This is a genomic window from Fulvivirga imtechensis AK7 (assembly GCF_000331535.1).
In the GTDB taxonomy this organism is placed as follows: Bacteria; Bacteroidota; Bacteroidia; order Cytophagales; family Cyclobacteriaceae; genus Fulvivirga; species Fulvivirga imtechensis.
Map to the genome: position 1 here is coordinate 1 of NZ_AMZN01000132.1, position 6,092 is coordinate 6,092.

6 protein-coding genes are annotated in these 6,092 nt (G+C 40.4%); 1 reads left to right on the forward strand and 5 read right to left on the reverse strand.

What is annotated here, in order from left to right; genetic code table 11:
• Positions 1-160 precede the first annotated feature (160 nt).
• Positions 161-1,528: a sensor histidine kinase gene (locus C900_RS26585; RefSeq protein ID WP_009583558.1), complete on the forward strand. Its 1,368-nt coding sequence runs from the start codon at positions 161-163 to the stop codon at positions 1,526-1,528.
• Positions 1,529-1,586: 58 nt separating this feature from the next.
• On the opposite strand, the gene C900_RS29545 is transcribed toward C900_RS26585, so the two are convergent.
• The 5 genes from C900_RS29545 to C900_RS26605 all read right to left on the reverse strand — a co-directional run bounded on the left by C900_RS29545 (position 1,587) and on the right by C900_RS26605 (position 5,553).
• Positions 1,587-1,745, reverse strand: a complete 159-nt coding sequence (locus tag C900_RS29545) for a Txe/YoeB family addiction module toxin (RefSeq protein ID WP_083867600.1) — start codon at positions 1,743-1,745, stop codon at positions 1,587-1,589.
• A gap of 285 nt (positions 1,746-2,030) precedes the next feature.
• Positions 2,031-2,255, reverse strand: coding sequence for a helix-turn-helix domain-containing protein (locus C900_RS26590; RefSeq protein ID WP_009583559.1), 225 nt, complete (start codon positions 2,253-2,255; stop codon positions 2,031-2,033).
• Positions 2,256-2,258: 3 nt separating this feature from the next.
• Entirely contained in the window at positions 2,259-2,795 is a 537-nt protein-coding gene (locus tag C900_RS26595; RefSeq protein ID WP_009583560.1) for a DUF2975 domain-containing protein, read from the reverse strand.
• Between the two features lie 530 nt (positions 2,796-3,325).
• On the reverse strand, positions 3,326-4,342 hold the full coding sequence (mreB, locus tag C900_RS26600; protein WP_009583561.1) for a rod shape-determining protein: 1,017 nt from the start codon (positions 4,340-4,342) through the stop codon (positions 3,326-3,328).
• A 680-nt stretch (positions 4,343-5,022) separates the two neighbouring features.
• Positions 5,023-5,553 carry a GNAT family N-acetyltransferase gene (locus tag C900_RS26605; protein ID WP_009583564.1) on the reverse strand — a complete coding sequence of 177 codons (531 nt, stop codon included), beginning with the start codon at positions 5,551-5,553 and terminating at the stop codon, positions 5,023-5,025.
• Positions 5,554-6,092: the final 539 nt, after the last annotated feature.

The following is a 6,092-nucleotide window of genomic DNA, read 5'->3' on the forward strand; positions in this document are numbered from 1 at the left end:
TGGAAGCCTGCTTTACTAAGCCTGTAAGGACTAGTAAAGCTTTCTGGCCATAAACCATGGCTGAGAGGCTCCAGTGGCAGGACGAATCATTAAACAATAATAAGAAGTCAAATAAGCCTGATCATGTTGATTGAAAAATTTAAAGTATCTTCACTTTCCAATGAAGTTTTACAAAAAATTCACCTTCAAAGTAGCTGTGCGCATACTTCTGATCCTGGGAGTGATGATTGCATTAGCTTTGATCTTTGGTGATGAACGGCTATTCTTTAACCAGATCATACTCACAATAGTGATGATCTTACAAATAGTCGAGCTTTTAAGGTTCGTCAACCACACCAATCGTGAGCTCACCAAATTTTTGCTGGCTATCAGACACCAGGACTTCTCCATCAACTTTGGCAAATCAAAAATAGGACAGTCTTTCGAAGAGCTGAACGATGCTTTTACAGATATTATTAAGATCTACAAAGACGCTAAAATTGAAAATGAAAGGCAGTTTCATCACCTGAAAATGGTGGTTAGCAACATTAACATTGGCATACTTTCGGTTGAGAATGAGCAGAACATAGTACTCATCAACAAACCTGCCGAGCATCTGCTAAATGCTGAAGGGGTTAAAAACTGGAAGATACTCCTGCAAAAGCAGCCTTTTTTTGTCAAGGAAATTGAATCTATAGGAAATAGCGGCCGGAAGCTGATCAATATCGAGGTGAATGGAGAAACTCGCACACTCTCCGTGGATGTCAATTCTATGCTCATGTTTGACAAAAACCTGAAACTGATCACCTTTCAGGATATCAAAGGCGAGATCGAACAAACGGAGATTGAAGCCTGGCATAAGCTGATCCGAATACTTACCCACGAGATCATGAACAGCGCTACTCCTATTTCTTCCCTGACAGAAACGATGCAGACGATGCTTGAAAGAAATGGTGTACAAAGGCCTGCCGGGGAATTGAATGATGAGGTCATCGGGGACCTGTTGTTTTCGCTCAAAACTATACATAGACGTAGTGACGGTATGCTGGCGTTTATTGAAGACTACCGCCAGCTCACTAAGATCTCCAAGCCGAAAATCGCACCGGTCGCAGTGAATGAACTTTTCGAAGCCATCCAGCAACTGATGAGTACGGAGTTCGAAAAAGCCAATATTCGTTTTACCACTGATACAGATGGGGTAAGTACGATCCCTATGGATAGCCACCTCATCGAACAGGTGTTGATCAACCTGATCACCAACAGTATTCATGCGCTGGAAGGGGTGACAAAGCCTGAAGTGTCTCTGAAAGCAATTAAGTATGCTGAAAAGTACGTGATCAAAGTTTCAGATAATGGCTGTGGCATTTCCCAGAAAGAATTAAACCAAATATTCGTGCCATTTTTCTCGACTAAGAAGCAAGGCTCGGGCATCGGCCTCAGCCTTTCAAAACAGATCATGCACCTTCACCGGGGAAATATTAAGGCAAGCTCGGAGCTGGGAGGTGGTACTACTTTTAGCTTATTTTTTCAGATGAAAGACGATAAGTAGGTAGTGAGCAAAAGCATAAAAATCCTTCACCATGGAAAGCTATTCTTATGCTTCGTTTTTATTTTTCGTAATGATATCGACAAGCAATAATTCTCAACTCGTTATCAACTACTTGATAAATTAGTCGATGTTCCAGGTCAATTCTTCTAGACCAATATCCTGCTAAATCAAATTTTAGTGGTTCTGGTTTACCTATTCCTACAAAAGGAATTCGTATGTTGCCTTAATAAGTTCATTTATTTTAATCAGTTACAAATTTTACTAATTAGTGTCTGTAAGAAAACTCTAAGTGGCTTTAAGAAAAAGTTAAGGTCAAGGCTTGTGAAGTTCCAAAAGCGGAGCGTACTGAGGTACGAGAGCATTTTTGGGACAAGCGTAACGCAGACATTGACGTTTTCTTAGAGACACTAATTAAATTCGCTCTAATGCAGGTGCGATTGAGACAATCCGGGGATTGAGTCCGACAAGTAATAATAGTCTCAAACATTATCTGTAGCCAACGCTAGCGATTCGTTATTTTTTTATCTTCAACATATTCCAAAATATCTCCTGGTTGACAGTCTAAGGCTTTACAAATTGCTACTAAAGTGCTAAACCGGACGGCTTTCGCTTTTCCCGTTTTTAATATGGAAAGGTTCGAAAGCGTTAGTTCTACTTTTTCTGACAGCTCGTTAAGCGACATCTTACGCTTTGCCATCATTACATCTAAGTTGACAATGATTGGCATACTTTATACAGTTAAATCATTTTCATTTTGGATCTCAACTCCCTTAGCAAAAATAGTTGCGATAACATAGATTACTGCCGCCATCAATATAAAGGCCTGACTGTCCGCCCAAAACTGGTCTAGATCATCAATTACATAACCACGATGCAACAGATTTTTAGCTGTTTGCCGGGCTATATGACTTAATATTCCTATGAAAAAAGTATAGTAGCTAATTTTTGTTATCTGTTGTGAAACATAATTATTGAAGGGCTTTGATAAATCAATTTTATGCATGAGCCTGATGACTATGTAGAACAGGTGTGCTTTCAACATGGCGATGATCAGTATAAAGCTATACATACCAAAAAAGGCCCCTTTGCTACGATTGTACATTTCACTCAAATCAAGTTTTTGATACAAGTTTTGCACGAAATCAGGGTTGTAGATGCTGAAAATAAAATTAACTATCAGCCCTCCGGCTTCAATACACAAGCCAACTAAAATGACCCAGGCAACAATGTGTAAGCCTTTAAATATGAAGTTGCTTCGTTTTGACATAATTGTTAGAATTTAAAAAACATGTCGCAATGTAATAAATATTTATTGATAAACAATAAATATTTATCTTTATATAGAGATATATTTGAAGTAAGCATGCTCGTTATTTAAAGAAGGGGTCAGCCTGCAGGGTGAGTTCTGGGAGCGGTGGCGTTCAAGGGTCAGGTATCGGGCTCAGTCTTTCGAAACAGATCATGCAAGATCACAGGGGGACATATCAAAGTCCGTTCGGAGTTAGGCAAAGGCACTACATTTAGTTTATTTTTCCCGGTGAAAGGGTGGTAAATAGGTAATCGCCAGGAGCAGTGATAAAAGTGTAAAACCTCCGGATTGCAGCAGGGCAATTTACTCCTCATATTATAAACAGGTTCAGGCGTTAAGACTTTCCCTATTACTTAGTGTTTGTAAGAAAACTCACAACTTATCGTCATTGCAGTAACGAAGTGTGGCAATCCCCTCTTCTTTGACGTGCATTAAGAGGGGATCGCTTCGATTCCCCGCGATGGACGGTAAGAGTTTTCTTACAAACACTACTTAAAAAACATGCCTTTATAAGCTTTTGACGATGCCAGAGCTATTCGCATACCCCTTGAAACAGTAGACAGAGGATCCTCATCCAAATGAACTTCGAGCTTTATATTGTTTTCCAGGATTTCCCTGAGACCCCTGAGCAGGGCTCCGCCACCCGTAAGATATACTCCCTGATAATAGATATCCCCTGATAATTCGGGTGGGCAAATTTCCAGCGTCCTGATTACCGCCTCAACAATCTTAGAAGCCGATTGGCTAAAAGCGGCAACCAACTCCCTGTAATGAATTTCAACACGTTTTGGAATGCCGGTTAAATGATCTTTCCCTACTATGATATAACTTTCATGCGGTGGAGCAACAGAGAGTGACACCGTTCCCATGTTTAATTTCAAATCTTCCGCTGTTTTGTCACTGATGGTTATTAAGTGATGCCTTTCCATATATTGTTTTATATCAGCATTAAATGAATCTCCCCCTACTCTTAGGGCGGTATATGAAACTATTCCTGACAAGGAGATCAAAGCTATTTCAGTGAGGCCGCCTCCGATATCAATTATAAATTTTCCTTCCGGTTCGGAGACATCAAGTTGCATTCCGATTGCCGCAGCAAGAGGTTCATAGATAAGCCAGTTTCTACGTGCTTTAAATTGTCCGATTGCCACCCGTAAAGCCCTTCTCTCCACCTCGGTAGTTCCATAAGGCACAGCCGCAATGATTTCATTGTAACTGGTTAAAAAGGATTTTTCCGGATAAAGGGTTTTGATCAGTTCCTTTAACATCTTGCTTGCTGCATCCAGGTCTGCAATCACACCAGTTTTCAAAGGCCTTACGATCTTCAGTTTGCCATTTACTTTACCTTCCATATCAAGAGCAGCACGGCCTACGCCTCTACAGCTCTGCGTTTTTGATTCGAGGGCAATTACTGATGGCGCTGTCAGCATATTTGATAATCCCTGAGTAAGAATGGTATTGTTATTTCCAAGATCTATTGTTATGTTGCTTTTTTCCTTCTTCATACTGTAAAAAGAAAAGAGGAAATATATCCTCTCTCCCGGGCTTATTTATTTAAACACTAATCTTGTACTCCTGCTTCTGGATAGGCTCCAAACTACTCACCTCCCGGGCTATCATGATGTGTCATAAGTTTTTATTGATAATGTTCGCAATGAAAGATCACCGCATCCCTGCGGTACCAGGAGCAGGTTTCCAACAGGTCGCAGTTTTGACAAAGCCCTTTGCTCTCCTGGCGGCGGGACGTAATCTCGATGGGCAGGTGGTTATCTGAGGCAGGCATTGAGAAAGTTTCTGAGGTATCAATAGCAAATTCAGAACAGTCCCATATCGGATAAGAGTCCCTTTGCCTTAAGGCGCAATTATTTAAGAAAATACACGTGCTGCAAATATCCATCTCTACGATTTAAAAATCGGCTATTACAAGATGCATGCCTGAGATTCAAACCAATGATGTTCAGCTATTTGCACAAAAAATCGAAAATTATAAGAGCTGTTTCTCTGGGGCAGATTACCCCGGAGCGATACTTTTTACCCCACCGGATTGGGGCTCGACTTTAACCCATTAAGTGATGTGTATCTGTACTATAGTGCAGCGGGCATCTGTGTGTGGGATGGCATGGAGGGTGAGTCGAGCACTCTTGCCGCCATAACATATATCCACTATTCTTCATGTATTACCATGTCATTTTTTAACGACAGGCATTTGGAACTCATCACAATCATTGCCTATCTTTTTACTACGCCGCTCTAATAAAACAACATCACGCCATTTATTATCCATTTTCCCAATCTTTTCTCTTATCCCTACCACCCTAAATCCATTCTTCTCATGTAAACGAATACTAGATTTATTCTCAGGGAAAATCCCTGCCTGTAATGTCCATATATTTACTTTTTCAGATTCATTAATAAGTTCCTCCATCAATTTTTGACCAATTCCGTGTCCCTGAAAATTCGTGTCAACATAAATACTTACCTCTGAAACGCCTGCATATACACATCTACCTGAAACATTTGAAAGAGCAGCCCATCCAACAATTTTTTCATTTTGTTTTGCTACAAATCTGCAATCAAGGCGATGATTCTTATCCCAAGTGTTCCAATCAGGACAATCTTTTTCAAATGTCGCATTTTTTGTTAGTATCCCCTGTTTATAAATATTGGCAACATCATACCAATTATCTTTTATCATATTTTCAATCGTTATGTTCATGGCATGCAGGATGTTTTTTTGCTTGCTTACAATGGTCCGCAGCTAAGAAACGTGGTCCTTCGGAGCGAATACCTGTCCACAGAAACGAAAAATCGCTTCTGAGAATGAAGGTTTCGGACACTGTCCGCCCCATGTTTTCTTAGGTGCTGTTGAACCGAACACCTAAGATGGTGGAGGGCACAACGAATTACAAATTAGTAAATTGGCAGGATAAATAACTAATTAGTGTCTCTTAGAAAACGCCAATGTCTGCGTTCGCCCCAAAAAAATGCTTATCCCCAAGGATAACAACAACTTCCGTTGATTTTGTGGATAATGACATTACGCTATCATTAACCACAGAGAAAGCAGAGGAGTAACAGAAATCATAAACCACCACGTCATCCTGGAATTTTCGCAGAGCAACGGAGAAAATATTCAGGATGCTCTTGATCCATGGCAGAAGCTGGGACACTGCCAATAGCGAGGAGATCCCGGATCTTCACTGCGCTACGTTACCAATGACAAGTTGTGCAATACATTGATAATCAATCAACTAT

Excerpts from the sequence above, each read along its gene's own strand:
- C900_RS26585 (WP_009583558.1), top strand. The coding sequence starts at position 161 with ATGAAGTTTTACAAAAAATTCACCTTCAAAGTAGCTGTGCGCATACTT.
- mreB (WP_009583561.1), bottom strand. The coding sequence starts at position 4,342 with ATGAAGAAGGAAAAAAGCAACATAACAATAGATCTTGGAAATAACAAT.
- C900_RS26595 (WP_009583560.1), bottom strand. The coding sequence starts at position 2,795 with ATGTCAAAACGAAGCAACTTCATATTTAAAGGCTTACACATTGTTGCC.
- C900_RS26605 (WP_009583564.1), bottom strand. The coding sequence starts at position 5,553 with ATGAACATAACGATTGAAAATATGATAAAAGATAATTGGTATGATGTT.
- C900_RS26590 (WP_009583559.1), bottom strand. The coding sequence starts at position 2,255 with ATGCCAATCATTGTCAACTTAGATGTAATGATGGCAAAGCGTAAGATG.